This is a genomic window from Streptomyces sp. NBC_01450 (genome assembly GCF_036227505.1).
GTDB lineage: Bacteria > Actinomycetota > Actinomycetes > Streptomycetales > Streptomycetaceae > Streptomyces.
The window spans coordinates 7,896,495-7,910,996 of record NZ_CP109480.1; the positions used below are offsets into that span (position 1 = coordinate 7,896,495).

A 14,502-nucleotide genomic window follows, 5' to 3' on the forward strand; every position below is an offset into this window, starting at 1 on the left:
CGCAAGGACCCGCGCCCAAGGGGCGCGGGGAACTGCGCGCCCAGCCCCCACAGTCCCGCAGGCAAGGAACTCACCCGGGGGTCTGGGGGGCGGAGCCCCCGGTTACGGGACGGGACGGGTAGGGGCGGCGGGGGCGAAAGAACTCACCCCCGCCCCCCACGGCGTCACGCGTGCTCGCGCCACCGATTCGTGATGGGAAGCCGCCGGTCCTTGCCGAACCCCTTGGCGGAGATCTTGGTGCCCGGCGGATACTGCCGGCGCTTGTACTCCGCCGTGTCCACCATCCGCAGCGTCTTCACCACCAGCTCCCGGTCGAACCCCGCCGCGACAATCCCGTCCGCGCCCTCGTCCCGGTCCACATACCGCTCGAGGATCGCGTCCAGCACGGGATAGTCGGGGAGGGAGTCCGTGTCGACCTGGTCGGGACGGAGCTCCGCGCTCGGCGGCTTGGTGATCGAGTTCTCGGGGATCGGCGGGGTCTGCCCCCGCTCGGCCGCCGCCCGGTTGCGCCACTCCGCCAGCCGGAAGATCGACGTCTTGTACACGTCCTTGATGGGCCCGTACGCCCCCACGGAGTCGCCGTACAGCGTCGAATACCCCACCGCCAGCTCGGACTTGTTCCCCGGCGCCAGCACGATGTGCCCCTCCTGGTTGGAGATGGCCATCAGCATGGTGCCCCGCAGGCGCGACTGGAGGTTCTCCTCGGCCAGCCCGGTCAGCCCCAGCGACGACATATACGCGTCGAACATCGGCTCGATCGCCACGGTCCGGAAGTTGAGCCCGGTCCGCCGCGCGAGCTCCGCCGCGTCCCCCTTGGAGTGGTCGGACGAGTACTTCGACGGCATCGAGACCCCGTACACGTTCTGCGCGCCGAGCGCGTCGCACGCGATCGCCGCGACGAGCGCCGAGTCGATGCCACCGGAGAGTCCGATCAGTACGGACCGGAACCCGTTCTTCGCGACGTACGCCCGCAGCCCGACGACCAGCGCCGAGTAGACCTCCTCGTCGGCGTCGAGCCGCTCCGCGTACCCGCCGGCGACCTCCGCCTCGTACGCGGGCAGCGGCTCCTGCGAGAGCACCAGCCGCTCGATGCGCAGCCCGTCGTCCACCACACCCGTCACCGGCTCGGCGGCGCCCGCCGGCAGCTCCAGGTCCAGTACGACGCACCCCTCCGCGAACTGCGGCGCCCGCGCGACGACCTCCCCGTCCCGGTCGACCACGATGGAGTCGCCGTCGAAGACCAGCTCGTCCTGCCCGCCGATCATGGCGAGGTAGGCGGTGGTGCAGCCGGCCTCCTGGGCCCGCTTGCGCACCAGTTCGAGGCGGGTGTCGTCCTTGTCGCGCTCGTAGGGGGAGGCGTTGATGGAGAGCAGCAGCCCGGCCCCGGCGGACCGGGCGGCCGGTACGCGCCCGCCGTCCTGCCAGAGGTCCTCGCAGATGGCGAGGGCCACGTCGATCCCGTGCACCCGCACGACCGGCATGGTGTCGCCGGGCACGAAGTAGCGGAACTCGTCGAACACGCCGTAGTTCGGGAGGTGGTGCTTGGCGAAGGTCAGCGCCACCCGGCCCCCGTGGAGCACGGCGGCGGCGTTCTGCGGGGCGCCGGCCGGCTGCCCGTACTTCGGCTGGGCGGTCTCGGACCGGTCGAGGTAGCCGACGATCACCGGCAGCTCCCCGAAGCCCTCGTCGGCCAGCCGCGCGGCCAGCGCGCGCAGCGCCGTGCGGGAGGCCTCGACGAAGGACGACCGCAGGGCCAGGTCCTCGACGGGATACCCGGTCAGCACCATCTCGGGGAACGCCACCAGATGCGCTCCCTGCTCGGCGGAGTGCCGGGTCCAACGGACGATCGCCTCGGCGTTGGCGGCGAGATCGCCGACCGTCGAGTCGATCTGATTCAGGGCGAGGCGTAGTTGAGGCACGGGCCCAGTGTAATCGTCAGAGCGACACAATGGGGTGTGGGGCGCCCCACGTGGAGACGCCCCGGCCCCTCAGGCCTCCAGGTCCTCAGCTCCGGTAGCCGAGGATGGTCATCATCCCCGCCTCCGAGTGGTAGACGTTGTGGCAGTGGATCATCCACAGCCCCGGGTTGTCGGCGTCGAAGTCGACCGTCAGCGTCCCGTTCGGCAGCACGATCGCGGTGTCCTTGCGCGCTCCGCCCGTGCCACCGGCCCCGCCGGCCAGGGCGAAGGTGTGCCCGTGCAGATGCACCGGGTGCCACATGCTCGTGGAGTTGGCGAACACCAGTCGCACCCGCTCCCCGGACCGCACGGGATGCCGCTGATCCGCGCGGTACGGCTTCTTGTCGAAGGCCCAGTCGTACTTCTCCATACCGCCCGTGAGCTGCAACTTCACCGTGCGGTCCGGCTCCTTTCGCGACAGCGCCACGGACTCGTCCGCCGTCAGTTTCTCGGCCGTCAGCAGCCGTCCGTCGAGCTCCTTCGGCCGTACGGAGGCGGCGGGCGCCGTCCCCGCGCCCGTACGCAGCAGTGCCCGCGTGGACGCCTTCTTGCCCTCGGCCAGCGCGGTCAGCGGGAAGACCCCGTCCTCGGCGGTGACCAGGACGTCGTAGCGCTCGCCCATGCCGAGCAGCAGCGCGTCCGTCGTCGCGTGCCGTACCGGGAAGCCGTCCGTGTGCGTCACCGTCATCTCGTGCCCACCGAGGGCGACCCGGAAGGCGGTGTCCCCGGCCGCGTTGATGATGCGGATGCGGATACGGTCACCGGGGCGGGCGCCGAAGGTGGAAGGGGCCTGCGCCGTACGCCCGTTGACCAGGTAGTGCGGGTACGCGACATCCCCCGCGTCGCCGCCCAGCAGCTCACTCTCGGCACCCATGAGCATGTGCGACCCGCTCATGTCCATGCCCATGTCCATGCCCTCGTGCATGCCGCCGCTGAGCTCCTTGAGCACGGCGTCCGGCGTGGAACCGTCCACCCCGTCGACCCAGTCGTCGAGGACGACCACCCACTCCTTGTCGTACGAGAGCGGCTCCTTGGGGTCCTCGACGATCAGCGGGGCGTACAGTCCGCGGTCCTGCTGGGTGCCCGAGTGGGGATGGAACCAGTACGTCCCCGGGTCCGGCACCGTGAAGCGGTACGCGAACTCCGCGCCCGGCCTGACCGCCCGCTGGGTGACGTCCGGCACGCCGTCCATGTCGTTGCGCAGGGCGATGCCGTGCCAGTGCAGGGACGTGGACTGGGGGAGGTGGTTGGCGAGGGTGAGGTCCAGCGTGTCGCCCGCGGTCACGCGGACCTCCTTGCCGGGCAGCTCGCCGCCGTACGCCCAGGACCTGACCGTACGGCCGCCGAGGTCGAGGGAGGTCGCGGCGGCGGTGAGGCGCACCTTGCGGACCGGGCCCGAGCCCCGCTTCCTCTCGGCGGCGGCGACCTCCGGGCCCGCCGGATCGACGTACCCCTTCGGTACGCTCCCGCTTCCCTCGTTCCCCTCGTTTCCTTCGTGGCCCGAATGTCCCGAACCCGGGCCGGAGTCCGAGCCCGAGCAGGCGGACAGAACTCCCGTGCCGACGGCCGTCCCGGCGACGGCGATCGACGCACCGAGAACGGTGCGGCGCGTGTGTATGCGCATGACTGAGTAACACCTCGTCGTGGTGATGTCGTGATGATGCGGCGTGCTGATGGGCGCGTCCGCCGCTTCCGGTACGAAGCGGCCGATGCGCCGGCCTAGATGCGCAGCACCGACAGACGGGCGAGGAGGGTTCGGGGTGGGGGAGCGTTCGGCCACAGGGCGTGCGGCAAGCGGATGCGCGCGGGTGGGCGGAGGAGGTCGGCCCCTGGGCGGCCCGGGGCCACCGCGAGCAGCAGTACGAGGGTGAGGCCCCCGAGCACGGCCAGACAGACGGAGAGCGGGTCCATGCCGCTCATGGGCGGCATCTTGGGTTCAGGGGCGGCGGACGGGGCCGACATGGCGGACGGGGCCGGCATGGCGTACGCGGAATGGTCGGAGCCGTTGTCCGCGCTCGTGCCCGCGCCGGTTCTCATGGCGGCGCTCATGCCCGTGCCCGTGCCGTGTCCGGAGGGGTGACCCAGCGTGTGCATGGTGACGATCCCGAAGAGCAGCGCGGCGAGCAGCGTCAGCTGTCCCCACCGTGCCCGGCTCCTCGTCGTCATGCTCGGCAGCTTACCCCCACCGGGTATCCGTACCACGCAGCCGCATGCCCGGAGACGGCGACGCCCGCCCCTCGACGAGGGGCGGGCGCAGTGGTGACGGGGGACCGTCAGTGACCGTGGTTCGAGCGGAACGACTCGATGTAGCCGGAGGTGGGCGTGCCCACACCGGTGACGTCGTCGTAGCCGCGCACGGCCTTCAGGGAGCTGTCCTTGCCGAGGCTGCGGACGGAGGTGAGCAGACCGGCCGACGCGTCGAAGGAGTTGGCGAAGTCCACGCGCGCCACGGCGAGTTCGGAGCCCGTGGGGGTGTCCGTCACGTCGTGGTACGCCTTGGAACCGTACTTCGCGTAGATCGACGGGTTGGCGAAACCGATCGCCTTGCCGCCACGCGCCTCCTGGGCCAGGGCCTGGACGGCCGCGATCACCGGCGCGGCGAGCGAGGTGCCGCCGATCCGGTACTCGCTGTACTGCTGGGACCCGTCCGGGAAGGTCTGCGTCTGGCCGACCTTGAAACCGGTGTTGGGGTCGGCGACCGCCGCGATGTCCGGCACGGTGCGCATGGCCGTGGTGCCGTTGGCCGTGGCGAGCGCGCCGGGCACGACACCCTTCTGGTAGAAGGGCTGCGCCACGGTCTTGCTGGTGCCGCCGCCCGCGCCCGAGGTGAACGCGCCCGGGAAGCCGGTCCAGCTCTTGCCGTCGGCCGCGAGCGAGGCCTTCTCGGTGCCCCAGCCGGTCTCGAACTGGTACTTGTCACCCTTGCCGACCGCCAGCGAGGTACCGCCGACCGCCGTCACCCACGCCGAGTTGGCCGGGGTGTCGACCTGCTTCGTACCGGTGTTGGCGACCTCGTCACCGTTGTCACCGGAGGAGAAGTAGAAGCCGATGCCCTCGACCGCGCCGAACTGGAAGGTCTGGTCGTAGGCGGCCGCGAGGTCCGGCGTCTGGTTGGCCTCGATGTCGCCCCACGAGTTGGAGACGATGTCGGCCAGGTGGTTGTCGACGATCTTGTTCAGCGAGTCGAGCAGATCGTTGTCGAAGCAGGACGCGGCACCGACGTACGTGATGCTCGCGTCCGGCGCGACGGCGTGCACGGCCTCGACGTCGAGGGTCTCCTCGCCGTACCAGCCGGCCGCCCCGCACGCCTCGGTCTGCGTGTAGGTGCCGGGCAGCACCTGACGCAGCTGGCTGCTGCTGTACGCCGCGTCACCGTGCTTCTTGGCGTACGTGGCCGCGTCGAACGCGATGGTCGGCGAGGCGTACGCGTCGGTGATGGCGACCCGCACCCCCTTGCCGGTGCGCTTGCCCGCGCCGTAGGCGGCGCGCAGCTGCTTGCCCGTGTAGCCCTGGATCGCGTACGGGATCTTCTTGCCGTACGCGTTCGGCAGCGTGCTCGCGGTGTTCGAGCCGTAGTACGAGGAGAACGGCCCGGAGTTCTTGAACACCGCGTCCGGGGGCGGCAGCGTGTCGTCGTGCGTCGCCTTGTGCGGGGCGTTGTCCAGGCCGGTGACGGTCAGGACGGCGCCGTTCAGGGCGGCCGGCGCGGAGGCCGTCTTCGACGGCGCCCGGTAGGTCTTCTTGCCCTTGGTGTAGTTGTGCAGCTGGGTGCCGAACGCCTTCTCGGCGGCGGCCACGTCACCGGTGACGGAGACGTAGTGCTGCGTGGTGCCGGTGACCTTCAGACCGGCCGACTTCAGCCACGAGGTCACCGCGGCGACCTGCGCCTTGGTGGCGCCGAAGCGGGCCTGCGTCTGCTTGGCGCTGAGGTACTTGCCGTACGAGGCCGAGTTCGGGTCGGACACGGCCTTGGCGTACGCGGCCAGACCGGCGGCGTTCCGGCCGGCCAGGTAGACCCGGGCGGAGACCTGGGAACTGTCGGACGCGGCTCCCTTGTCCGCCTTCGCCGTGGCCCACGCGGGCTTGGTGCCCGTGAGGGTGTCCCGGCTGGGGCCGTCCGCGGCGTTGGCCGTGGGTATACCGAGCGCCAGCGCACCGGCGAGCAGCGGCAGTGTCGCTGCCATGCTCACCCCGGCGCGCACGATGGCGCGATTGGATCTCATAAAACCCCCTGCGATGCGGTTCGTCGCATGTCCGGTCGTTCGTGATGTGCGAGACCGTGTGCCGGAATTGAGGGCACAGGGACTGGATCACGCTGGGGGTCACTCTGGCGATGATCCGTTCATGCCAGGGGAATGAGAAAGCCAAGGAAACACCAAGTGGCTGTGATTGAAGGGCATTTGGGGCGGTATGGCGGCACCCTCGCCCTCGATGTAGGGATATCCCTCGTTATCTTGTAAAGGGGTTCCCCACATTCGTCGGCGTATTGCGACATCGGCGGGTTCGTGGTTGGTCCCGGCGCTGGTGGGCGCATCCCGGCTCGGAGCGTGCGGGGGCTTTGAAGCGGCTGGATTCATACGACACGAAGGGTTCCGCCGGTGCGGCCATGCGAAGGCCCCAGGCGTCGACCGCGCCACGAAGGCCGAGTCGACGCCTGGCGAGGACGGCATCGGCGGCCGACCACCGATCCGCCGCGTGAACAACCCTGCGGGTCAATATTCCTGGGGTCTGTCCGGCGTGGGGTCCGTCCGGCATGGTCCGCCGGGCAGGTCCTAGTCGCGGGCCTTGGCGCCCCGCTCCTTGAGCATGTCCGCCATCAGCTGGATCTCCGACTGCTGCGCGTCGACCATGCCCTGCGCGAGCTTCTTCTCCACGCCGACCGTGCACTTCGCGACGCAGCCCTCGGCCATGTGGATGCCGCCCTTGTGGTGGTCGGTCATCAACTGCAGGTAGAAGACCTCCGCCTGCTTGCCGCTCAGCGTGTTCAGCTTCTTCATCTCGGTGTTGGTCGCCATGCCGGGCATCAGCGCGCCGTCCTTGCCGGACGCCATGTCGCCCATGCCCATCCAGGTCATGGGCGCGTCCGCCGACACCTTCGGCAGCTCCCACAGGTCGAGCCAGCCCAGCAGCATGCCGCGCTGATTGGCCTGCGTCTGCGCGATGTCGTACGCGAGCCGCCGTACCTCCACGTTGTTCGTACGGTCGCGCACGATGTACGACATCTCGACGGCCTGCTGGTGATGGACCGCCATGTCCCGCGCGAAACCCGCGTCCGCGGAGTCGGCCGACGGCACCTTCGTCCCGGAGGACCCCGAGCCGTCGCTCTCGGCGACCGCGTACGTGATCGCGCCGGCGGCGACCAGCGCGGCCGCCGTGGTCCCCGCGATCCAGCCCATCTGTCGCATCTGGATCACTGCGAGAGACCGTTGGTGCAGGCGGCGCCCGGCTCGGGCGTCTGCTTGCCCTGCACGAACTCCGAGAAGAACTTGTCGACGTTCGGGTCGCTCGCACTCGTCACCGTGCGCTGCTTGCCCCACGCGCTCAGCATGATCGGGTCCTTCTGGTCTTCGACCGGGCTCATCAGGGTGTACGGCGTCTTCTTGACCTTCGCTTCGAGCGCCTTCACGTCGGCGTCGGAGGCCTTGCTGTTGTACGTCACCCACACGGCGCCGTGCTCCAGCGAGTGCACGGCGTTCATGTTGTTGATCGCCTTGCCGTAGACGTCGCCGTTGCAGTTCATCCACACCGGGTTGTGGTTGCCGCCGACCGGGGGCTCCATCGGGTACTTCACGGTCTTGGTGACGTGGTTGCGGGACAGCGTCCCCGACCAGGTCTCCACACCGTCCTTGCCCGTGACGAAGTGCCCCGAGCCGCCCTTCGAGTCGCTGGCCGAGGTGCCGCTGTCGTCGGACTGCGACCGGACCAGGACGACACCGCCGACGACGAGACCGGCGACTATGACCGTGCTGGCCGTGATCGTGAGGATCCGGTTACGACGCTCCCGGGCACGCTCGGCCTTACGCATCTCTTCTATGCGCGCCTTGCGCTGCGCGGAGGTGGTGTTCTTGGCGGAACCCATGGCGAGTCCTTATGGGGATGGGACGGTCGGGTCCGCTGATCGTAATGGGGCGAGGGTGCTCAGCACGAAGGGAGGTCACAGAATGTCCAAAGGACAGCCTTGCGGCGGAGCGCCACGGAGGCGGGACGCGCCCCCTGTCCGAATGATCCATATGGATAATTTGAGCCGCAGATGCGTATTAAGTAGGCTGCCGGCATGAGGCTGCTGCGCTCCACCGACCTGGCCCTGCGAGTCCTGATGCGGCTCGCCGTCGCCGACGGGGCGACCCCCACCACCCGCGAGGTCGCCGCGGACATGGATGTCCCCTATACCCATGCCGCTAAGGTCGTCGCCGAACTCCAGCACCTCGGACTGCTCGCGGCCCGCCGCGGCCGCGGCGGCGGCCTCGGCCTCACCGAGGCGGGGCGCACGGCTTCGGTCGGTGCCATCGTCCGCACCTTCGAGGGCGACGGTGATGTGGTCGACTGCGAGGGGACCACGCCCTGCCCGCTCCGCTCCGGCTGCCGACTGCGGGGTGCGCTGCGGCAGGCTCAGGAGGCGTTCTTCGCCTCGCTGGACCCGCTGACGGTGGCGGACGTGGTCGCGGCGCCTACGGGGCCGCTGCTGCTGGGGATCTCCGGCAGGCCGACCTCGGCTCTGACGTCGGATGACGGCTGACACCTGACGAAATCTGTCATCTGTCATCCGTCATCTGTTATCTGACGTCTGATATCTGTTACCTGAAGTCCGCCGCCTGCCATCTGCCGCCTGCCGTCAGGTATCCGTCATCCGTCAACCGCCTCACCCCTGCGCGAGCCAGAGATCCGGCCCGAACACCTCGTAGTGGATGTCGGCCGGAGCCACACCCTTGTCGATGAGCTGCCCCCGCACCGCCCGCATGAAGGGCAGCGGCCCGCACAGGTACGCGCGCGTGCCCGACGCGACGGCCACGGAGGAGAGGTCCGCGCGCCCCGGGCGGCCGGCGCCCTCGGCGTCCCGCTCGTACCAGAAGTGGACGGCGGCGTCCGCGAGCTTCGCCGCGTACGCCTCGTGGTCGGCGCGCAGGGCGTGGTCGGCGGGGGAGCGGTCGGCGTGGACGACCGTGACGGGGGCGCGGTGTCCGGTGAGCGCGAGCTGCTCCAGCATGGCGATCATCGGGGTGACGCCGATGCCGGCGGAGGCGAGCAGTACCGGCGCGTCCGTGTCGTCGAGCACCAGATCGCCGTAGGGCGCGGAGAGCTCGAGCGTGCTGCCGACGTGTACACGCGCGTGGAGGTGGTTGGAGACCTCGCCGTCGGGCTCCGGGACGCTGCCGTGTATCCGCTTGACGCCGATCTGTCGTAGGGGGGAGCCGGGGGCGCTGGAGAGGCTGTACTGGCGTATCTGGTGGGCGCCGTCCGGCAGCTCGACGCGTACGGACACGTACTGGCCCGCCCGGAAGTCCGGCAGCGGCCCCCCGTCGGCCGGGCGCAGCCGGAAGGTGGCGACGTCGGCGGTCTCCTCGACGCGTTCCACGACCTCCCAGAGCCGCCACCCGCCCCTGCCGTCGCCGTGCTGTGCGTACAGCCGCCGCTCGATGTCGATGAGGGCGTTCGCCATCAGCCAGTAGACCTCGTCCCAGGCGGCCGCGACCTCGGGCGTGACCGCGTCGCCGAGGACCTCGGCGATCGCCGCGAAGAGGTGCTCGCGCACGATCGCGTACTGCTCGGGGGCGATCCCCAGGGAGGCGTGTTTGTGCGCGATGCGGTTCAGCAGCACGTCGGGGCGCTCGTCCGGCCGCTCGACGAGGTGGGTGGCGAAGGCGGCGATGGATCCCGCGAGCGCCCGGCGCTGGGTGCCGGAGGCCTGGTTGCCGCGGTTGAAGAGGTCGCGGAGCAGCTCCGGGTGGGCGGCGAAGAGCCGCTCGTAGAAGCGGTCGGCGATCTCTCCGATGGCCGCGCCGACGGCGGGGAGGGTGGCGCGCACGGTGGCGGCGGACTGCTCGGACAGCATGGGGACTCCTCAAGCACCTAGGACGGAACGGGGGGTTGCGGTCCCCGTGTCTGCCCCGCAGGGTAATAAAACTTGCATATAAGATGCAAATTAAAGCCCTGGTGGAGAGAGTCTCGGGGTCGGCCATTACAGACAGGCGGATGAGCAGGCAGTATGGGCACCAGAGCAGGACACCTGGCGTACGCGAGGCGTTCAGACCGTGGTCGCCCGGGCGATCATGGTCCGCAACGCGCATGAAATGGTGTTGTGGTGGGATGCTCAGGTGCCCCGACCGTCCCCGAGGCGTGGGAGCAGGCGGCCTGACCAGCAAGGATGGGTGGAAGCGGAAGATGGACAAGCAGCAGGAGTTCGTGCTCCGGACACTGGAGGAGCGGGACATCCGCTTCGTACGCCTGTGGTTCACGGACGTGCTGGGCTTCCTCAAGTCGGTGGCCGTCGCCCCGGCCGAGCTGGAGCAGGCCTTCGACGAGGGCATCGGCTTCGACGGCTCGGCCATCGAGGGCTTCGCCCGTGTGTACGAGTCCGACATGATCGCCAAGCCGGACCCGTCGACGTTCCAGGTGCTGCCGTGGCGCGCGGAGGCCCCCGGCACGGCCCGTATGTTCTGCGACATCCTGATGCCGGACGGCTCCCCGTCCTTCGCGGACCCGCGCTACGTCCTCAAGCGCGCCCTCGCGAAGACCTCCGACCTGGGCTTCACCTTCTACACCCACCCGGAGATCGAGTTCTTCCTGCTGAAGGACCGCCCGCTGGACGGCTCACGCCCGACCCCGGCCGACAACTCCGGGTACTTCGACCACACCCCGCAGAACGTCGGCATGGACTTCCGCCGCCAGGCGATCACCATGCTGGAGTCGATGGGCATCTCGGTCGAGTTCTCCCACCACGAGGGCGCCCCCGGCCAGCAGGAGATCGACCTGCGCTACGCCGACGCGCTCTCCACGGCCGACAACATCATGACGTTCCGCCTGGTCATGAAGCAGGTCGCGCTGGAGCAGGGCGTCCAGGCCACCTTCATGCCGAAGCCGTTCTCGGAGCACCCCGGCTCCGGTATGCACACCCACCTCTCCCTCTTCGAGGGCGACCGCAACGCGTTCTACGAGTCGGGCTCGGAGTACCAGCTTTCGAAGGTCGGCCGCTCCTTCATCGCGGGCCTGCTGAAGCACGCGGCGGAGATCTCCGCCGTGACCAACCAGTGGGTCAACTCCTACAAGCGCATCTGGGGCGGCTCGGAGCGCACCGCGGGCGCCGGCGGCGAGGCACCCTCGTACATCTGCTGGGGGCACAACAACCGCTCCGCCCTCGTCCGCGTCCCGATGTACAAGCCCGGCAAGACCGGCTCCGCGCGGGTCGAGGTCCGCTCGATCGACTCGGGCGCGAACCCGTACCTGGCGTACGCCCTGCTCCTGGCCGCGGGCCTGAAGGGCATCGAGGAGGGCTACGAGCTCCCGCCCGGCGCCGACGACGACGTCTGGGCCCTCTCCGACGCCGAGCGCCGCGCGATGGGCATCGAGCCCCTGCCCCAGAACCTCGGCGAGGCCCTCACCCTCATGCAGCGCAGCGAACTGGTCGCCGAGACCCTCGGCGAACACGTCTTCGACTTCTTCCTCCGCAACAAGAAGCAGGAGTGGGAGGAGTACCGCTCCGAGGTGACGGCCTTCGAGCTCCGCAAGAACCTGCCGGTGCTGTAGGCGCAGGCCGGTTCGGGTATCCCGGTACAACGGCACGTAGGGCCGACGGTCGCTGACCGTCGGCCCTACGGCGCCTTACGGGCCCTGGGCCGTCTGTGGGCCGTCGGGCGCTGAATCGATGCCCGCGACCCTGGCTACGCGTCAAGCCGGTTGTCGCGAGGGGCCTTTCCGCGCTAGTGGCGGTTGATGAGAAGCAGGGCGGAGCAGACGACGCAGCAGGCCAGCCCCGCGTACAGCAGGGGCGCGGCCCAGAACCACACCTCTTGGGTGCTGTAGCCGCTGGTCCAGTGGCAGGTGATGGACGGAGGGAAGCTGTCCACGCTCACCGCTGTCAGGCTGTAGTCCCGCCCGGCATCCATGTACACGCCGTTGCCGGTCTTGTCCCCGCACACGTCGAGCGGGTTCGTGAAGGCGAGCCCGTAGACGGTCCCAGCCCCATAGGCGGCGATCGATGCCGCGATCCCGATCACGGCCCAGCGGGCCGGCCTGGAGGGCTTCCTCCAGGCCACCCACAACGCGTACGGCAATGTCCCGACGGCGAAGAGGACGACCGTGATCGCGGGCGGGCCGAAGAGTGCGAAGAGAGACACCATGCACCTTGACGTTATTTCGAGCTGAGGAACCGTTACTGGTTCGCCTGGTACTCAGCCCGTCGGATCGTCTCCGTGGCGGCGGGCTGTACCAGGTAGTTGCCGAACGCGTCGCACCAGTCGTCGAGTTGACCGCTGGGAGAAGATACGGCATCAGGGTGGGCACGCCGCCGAATTTCCAGATCGACTGCTTGACGGGTGAGAGCAGAGAGGCCGACTGCCCCCGCCGTTGTGAGTCGGGGCAGTCGGCCTCGGAGGAACCGGGGCGCACGGTGAAGTGCATGACGTTCGCTGCGTCGCCGGTCTCGTCGTGGAAGAGGAGGCGGACGCACTTGCCGCCGGCGTGGCCGGCCATGTAGCCGTCGTTGTGGTTCTTGTCGCCGGGAAGCCGAACCGGCCCTGCTGGAACGGCGCAGAGCCGCGATGTGAGTCGCGCGTCGTCTACCCGGGCCTATGCGCATCCCGCTCGACGCTCACGATGGTGATGCGCGGGTTCGCGGGAGGCATGTGGCCGGGGTCCCTCGGAGAAGGGAAGAGACAGGCGATGGTCAGTCGCAGGCACCGACATGCGTCTGCCGGTCGATGATCGCCACGCTGCCCTCCCACATCAGCGCGTTCACCACGGCGCAGGCGGGATCGAAGTGGCTCTCGCTGCTCTCGAACTTGACCGGACCCGCGTACTCCAGGAACGTGCCTTCATCGACCTTGCACGTGGTCCAGCACAGCTTCAGCTTCATGTGCTTCTTGACCCCGACGTTGTTGTCGAAGACGGCACATGCCCCGTCCGCCCCGCCGCTCACGTACTTGGTGTACGTGAACAGGGTTCCGAACCGGCGGGAATCCGGAAGAACTTCCGCGATTGACAGCTTGTATCCGCTTCCGCACAACGTGGCGGCGGCCTGTACCGCTGCGGGATTGGCCGCCGCGAGGGCGCGCGTCTGCGAATCGCGCGCCGCGCTCGGCGAAAACTCCACACTGGTGCCGGGCACCTTCTCGGAAACCGGCTTCGAGTCCTGGGCCAAGGCTTGCGGAGCTGCCAGAACCGAGGAGATGAAAGCTGTGGACAGGGCGAGAGCAGGTAGCCACTTGCGCATGGCAGTGATCCCCCGTGTTGAAGGCGCAAGGAGACCGACCTGCGGCGGCACGCGCCTGTGTGGTCCCCGTTGCGCTGAGTGTGTAGTGGTCGTCCGCTCCCGTCCGGCCCGGATGTGACGGGCAGGCAGTTCCCCAACTGAACCGGGAGCAGGTCGTCACTTTAGCCACATAACTCACAGCAGACGCAAGGGCATAAGAGGGCACATGGCGAAAAAACGATGCATGCCGACGCGTAAGCGGAACCGTCGAGCATCCAGGTTCCCCATGCGTCTGCTGTGGAAACCGGAGTCAGTGGGCCGGTGTGAGTCATGGCGGAAACGCACCTCACCGTTACGGCCGGGAATCGCAGGAGCACACCGCCCTACGGTGCGGCGCACCGTCAGTTCCTCGACACCGCGACGCCGTCCTGTGAGGGGCGGCTCGGCTTCATTAGGGGTACGGCAATTTGCCTAAAGGTGTTAGGTAAATGCATAATCCGCCATAAAGGCTGAGGTTGAGACTGAGGGAGAGGGTATGGCTCGCGTCGGGCTGACCACTGAACGTCTGACCCTTGCCGGGGCGGAGCTGGCCGACGAGGTCGGCTTCGACCAGGTGACCGTCTCTGAGCTCGCCCGACGGTTCGACGTGAAGGTCGCGAGTCTGTACTCGCACGTGAAGAACTCCCAGGACCTCAAGACCAGGATCGCCCTGCTCGCTCTGGAGGAACTCGCGGACCGGGGCGCCGCCGCGCTGGCCGGGCGGGCCGGCAAGGACGCGCTGGCCGCTCTCGCGAACGTCTACCGGGACTACGCCCGGGAGCATCCCGGCCGCTATGCCGCCGCCCAGTTCAGGCTCGACCCGGAAACGGCCGCCGCCAGCGCCGGCGGTCGGCACGCGCAGATGACGCGGGCGATCCTGCGTGGCTACGCGCTGACGGAGCCGGACCAGACACACGCCGTTCGGCTGCTGGGCAGCTTCTTCCACGGCTACGTCAGTCTGGAGATGGGGGGAGGGTTCAGCCACAGCGCCCCCGATACACAGGAGACCTGGGTACGGATGCTGGACGCCCTCGACGCGCTACTGCGGAACTGGCCCGCGAGCGCGACAGCCTCGACAGCGGCAACAGCGTCCTGATCGTC

12 protein-coding genes are annotated in these 14,502 nt (G+C 69.1%); 3 read left to right on the forward strand and 9 right to left on the reverse strand.

The genetic code is table 11. The features are described from left to right. Positions 1–164: 164 nt before the first annotated feature. From OG568_RS35095 to OG568_RS35120, 6 genes are all read right to left on the reverse strand, one after another. Positions 165–1,919: an NAD+ synthase gene (locus OG568_RS35095; RefSeq protein ID WP_266582164.1), complete on the reverse strand. Its 1,755-nt coding sequence runs from the start codon at positions 1,917–1,919 to the stop codon at positions 165–167. Between the two features lie 85 nt (positions 1,920–2,004). Beyond that, the gene (locus tag OG568_RS35100; RefSeq protein ID WP_329534468.1) at positions 2,005–3,582 is read right to left on the reverse strand and encodes a multicopper oxidase family protein; all 1,578 of its coding nucleotides are present in this window, start codon (positions 3,580–3,582) and stop codon (positions 2,005–2,007) included. Between the two features lie 95 nt (positions 3,583–3,677). Then, entirely contained in the window at positions 3,678–4,124 is a 447-nt protein-coding gene (locus OG568_RS35105) for a hypothetical protein (RefSeq protein ID WP_329534469.1), read from the reverse strand. 107 nt (positions 4,125–4,231) lie between these two features. After that, positions 4,232–6,181, reverse strand: coding sequence for a S53 family peptidase (locus tag OG568_RS35110; protein WP_329534470.1), 1,950 nt, complete (start codon positions 6,179–6,181; stop codon positions 4,232–4,234). Positions 6,182–6,730: 549 nt separating this feature from the next. Further along, the gene (locus OG568_RS35115) at positions 6,731–7,363 is read right to left on the reverse strand and encodes a DUF305 domain-containing protein (protein WP_266652814.1); all 633 of its coding nucleotides are present in this window, start codon (positions 7,361–7,363) and stop codon (positions 6,731–6,733) included. A gap of 5 nt (positions 7,364–7,368) precedes the next feature. Further along, a complete protein-coding gene (locus tag OG568_RS35120; protein ID WP_266582160.1) occupies positions 7,369–8,037 on the reverse strand; it encodes a DUF3105 domain-containing protein in 669 nt (222 codons plus the stop codon). A 195-nt stretch (positions 8,038–8,232) separates the two neighbouring features. On the opposite strand from OG568_RS35120, the gene OG568_RS35125 reads away from it, so the two are divergent. Next, on the forward strand, positions 8,233–8,694 hold the full coding sequence (locus OG568_RS35125) for an Rrf2 family transcriptional regulator (protein WP_266414524.1): 462 nt from the start codon (positions 8,233–8,235) through the stop codon (positions 8,692–8,694). 123 nt (positions 8,695–8,817) lie between these two features. On the opposite strand, the gene OG568_RS35130 is transcribed toward OG568_RS35125, so the two are convergent. Beyond that, positions 8,818–10,008: a globin domain-containing protein gene (locus OG568_RS35130; RefSeq protein WP_329534471.1), complete on the reverse strand. Its 1,191-nt coding sequence runs from the start codon at positions 10,006–10,008 to the stop codon at positions 8,818–8,820. 329 nt (positions 10,009–10,337) lie between these two features. On the opposite strand from OG568_RS35130, the gene glnA reads away from it, so the two are divergent. After that, positions 10,338–11,699 (forward strand): type I glutamate--ammonia ligase, encoded by a 1,362-nt coding sequence (gene glnA / locus OG568_RS35135; protein WP_266414529.1) that lies wholly within the window; start codon positions 10,338–10,340, stop codon positions 11,697–11,699. 173 nt (positions 11,700–11,872) lie between these two features. On the opposite strand, the gene OG568_RS35140 is transcribed toward glnA, so the two are convergent. Next, positions 11,873–12,292 (reverse strand): hypothetical protein, encoded by a 420-nt coding sequence (locus OG568_RS35140; RefSeq protein ID WP_329534472.1) that lies wholly within the window; start codon positions 12,290–12,292, stop codon positions 11,873–11,875. 545 nt (positions 12,293–12,837) lie between these two features. Beyond that, a complete protein-coding gene (locus OG568_RS35145) occupies positions 12,838–13,383 on the reverse strand; it encodes a hypothetical protein (protein ID WP_329534473.1) in 546 nt (181 codons plus the stop codon). A gap of 514 nt (positions 13,384–13,897) precedes the next feature. On the opposite strand from OG568_RS35145, the gene OG568_RS35150 reads away from it, so the two are divergent. Beyond that, positions 13,898–14,497 carry a TetR/AcrR family transcriptional regulator gene (locus OG568_RS35150; RefSeq protein ID WP_266414538.1) on the forward strand — a complete coding sequence of 200 codons (600 nt, stop codon included), beginning with the start codon at positions 13,898–13,900 and terminating at the stop codon, positions 14,495–14,497. Positions 14,498–14,502 lie beyond the last annotated feature (5 nt).

Excerpts from the sequence above, each read along its gene's own strand:
- OG568_RS35100 (WP_329534468.1), bottom strand. The coding sequence starts at position 3,582 with ATGCGCATACACACGCGCCGCACCGTTCTCGGTGCGTCGATCGCCGTC.
- OG568_RS35105 (WP_329534469.1), bottom strand. The coding sequence starts at position 4,124 with ATGACGACGAGGAGCCGGGCACGGTGGGGACAGCTGACGCTGCTCGCC.
- OG568_RS35110 (WP_329534470.1), bottom strand. The coding sequence starts at position 6,181 with ATGAGATCCAATCGCGCCATCGTGCGCGCCGGGGTGAGCATGGCAGCG.
- OG568_RS35115 (WP_266652814.1), bottom strand. The coding sequence starts at position 7,363 with ATGCGACAGATGGGCTGGATCGCGGGGACCACGGCGGCCGCGCTGGTC.
- OG568_RS35120 (WP_266582160.1), bottom strand. The coding sequence starts at position 8,037 with ATGGGTTCCGCCAAGAACACCACCTCCGCGCAGCGCAAGGCGCGCATA.
- OG568_RS35125 (WP_266414524.1), top strand. The coding sequence starts at position 8,233 with ATGAGGCTGCTGCGCTCCACCGACCTGGCCCTGCGAGTCCTGATGCGG.
- OG568_RS35130 (WP_329534471.1), bottom strand. The coding sequence starts at position 10,008 with ATGCTGTCCGAGCAGTCCGCCGCCACCGTGCGCGCCACCCTCCCCGCC.
- glnA (WP_266414529.1), top strand. The coding sequence starts at position 10,338 with ATGGACAAGCAGCAGGAGTTCGTGCTCCGGACACTGGAGGAGCGGGAC.
- OG568_RS35140 (WP_329534472.1), bottom strand. The coding sequence starts at position 12,292 with ATGGTGTCTCTCTTCGCACTCTTCGGCCCGCCCGCGATCACGGTCGTC.
- OG568_RS35145 (WP_329534473.1), bottom strand. The coding sequence starts at position 13,383 with ATGCGCAAGTGGCTACCTGCTCTCGCCCTGTCCACAGCTTTCATCTCC.
- OG568_RS35150 (WP_266414538.1), top strand. The coding sequence starts at position 13,898 with ATGGCTCGCGTCGGGCTGACCACTGAACGTCTGACCCTTGCCGGGGCG.